The organism is Salinivibrio sp. SS2 (genome assembly GCF_001722075.1).
Classification (GTDB): domain Bacteria; phylum Pseudomonadota; class Gammaproteobacteria; order Enterobacterales; family Vibrionaceae; genus Salinivibrio; species Salinivibrio proteolyticus.
This window is the reverse complement of record NZ_MEBP01000047.1, coordinates 1-1,351: the sequence shown is the minus strand read 5'-3', so window position 1 is coordinate 1,351 and position 1,351 is coordinate 1. Positions and strand designations below refer to the sequence as shown.

Sequence of the window (1,351 nt, the reverse complement as noted above, 5' to 3'; positions counted from 1 at the left end):
CGGCGTCATCAACCCAAAAGGTAATCGAACCACGATTAATCAGTGCTTGATTGTATTGCTTCCAATTGCTGATTTTATACTTGGCTTTGCTCATCATCTGAGACCGGTTTTGAGGCGTTGATGATCTGATCGCCGCTAGAGTGATAAGTTCAATGATTTAGGAAACAACGCCCGTCTGATAACCTGACACTGGTCAGCTGCAATGAAGACGTTCGCACACACCTAGAAAAATCTAAGCTGCGATCGCTGTATGACTATATCGACGATGTGAACTCTCAAGCGTTTGAGGTCTATATCGATGATATTGACTATTATCTATCAGGTCATATTTGTGACGCTAAATCAAAGGTAGAGATTGATCAGCTCACGCTTGAAGCCCATCGAGAACGCATCGAACAATTTATCACAAGGTTTGATGAGGAAGAATTATTTAAAGCGGATTTTAGTCTGGACTCAGACTATTTCTATATGGCTTATCTGGAAGGGCAGCCTGTTGGAATCATTGCGTCATATTGTGGTGTCGAGCCCTTTGAATCGCTGTCTATCTTGGTGACACCAAGCTATCGTCAGCGTGGTGTCGGCAAGGCACTGATTTCAAGGTGGGTTAAAGAGGTTGAAAAGAGGGGGCGTGTCGCCAGATATCGTGCCAACCGGGAAAATATTGCCTCCCGACGCCTTTGCGAGTCGTTAGGCTTTGTTGCTCACAGTCATATTCAAATACTGGCAAAACTATGAGTAGCGGCAACGACCCAATACGCATTGGTGGGGTTATCGCAATATGATGAGTGGGAGAGGCGTTTGTGGCTGATATTCATGGAGATTAAATGTTGTCTTTAGAACCCTCCATTGAGATTGTTGATGACTCATTTTTTAAGAGCGTTTTTGAGTATGATTAATTGGCTACGGGCTTTACTCGTGTTTGGGGCTTTGGCGGTCTCTTTTTTATCGATGGCGCAGTCGCTGCCAAAAGGAGCGGTCCAAGCAGGGTCACTAGCTAATCAAAAATTGATCCAAGATGCCATGGCAGGGGTGCTGGTTACGGTGGCATCTCAAGGCTGTGAGAAACCAGAGGAATTTGTGCCTTATGTGCGAGAAATGCCGTCAGGCGAGGTAGGCACAAGGGTGTGGCGAGAGCTATGGATTGTCGAAGGCTGTGGTGACAGCTATCCGATAAAACTTCGCTTTCAGGAGGCGGGAGCTGGCGCCGCGAATTGGATGATTGAATAAACCGCACTGGAAATAATAAACGCCGACAATTGTGTCGCATTAATAATGAGGAAAGTATGTTTACATTGGATGTTAATCGTGACCTAAAACTGGAACTTATCAATACCCTGAATTCAGATAATAA

2 protein-coding genes and 1 pseudogene are annotated in these 1,351 nt (G+C 45.1%); 2 read left to right on the top strand and 1 reads right to left on the bottom strand.

The features are described from left to right. Positions 1–94 (bottom strand): annotated as a pseudogene (locus BGK46_RS17360) (IS5/IS1182 family transposase); the annotation flags it as partial. Between the two features lie 173 nt (positions 95–267). Between BGK46_RS17360 and BGK46_RS02515 the strand changes: the two are divergent. Continuing rightward, positions 268–735, top strand: coding sequence for a GNAT family N-acetyltransferase (locus tag BGK46_RS02515; protein WP_069586895.1), 468 nt, complete (start codon positions 268–270; stop codon positions 733–735). A gap of 153 nt (positions 736–888) precedes the next feature. Then, positions 889–1,227 (top strand): hypothetical protein, encoded by a 339-nt coding sequence (locus tag BGK46_RS02510; protein WP_069586896.1) that lies wholly within the window; start codon positions 889–891, stop codon positions 1,225–1,227. The last annotated feature ends 124 nt before the right edge of the window (positions 1,228–1,351 follow it).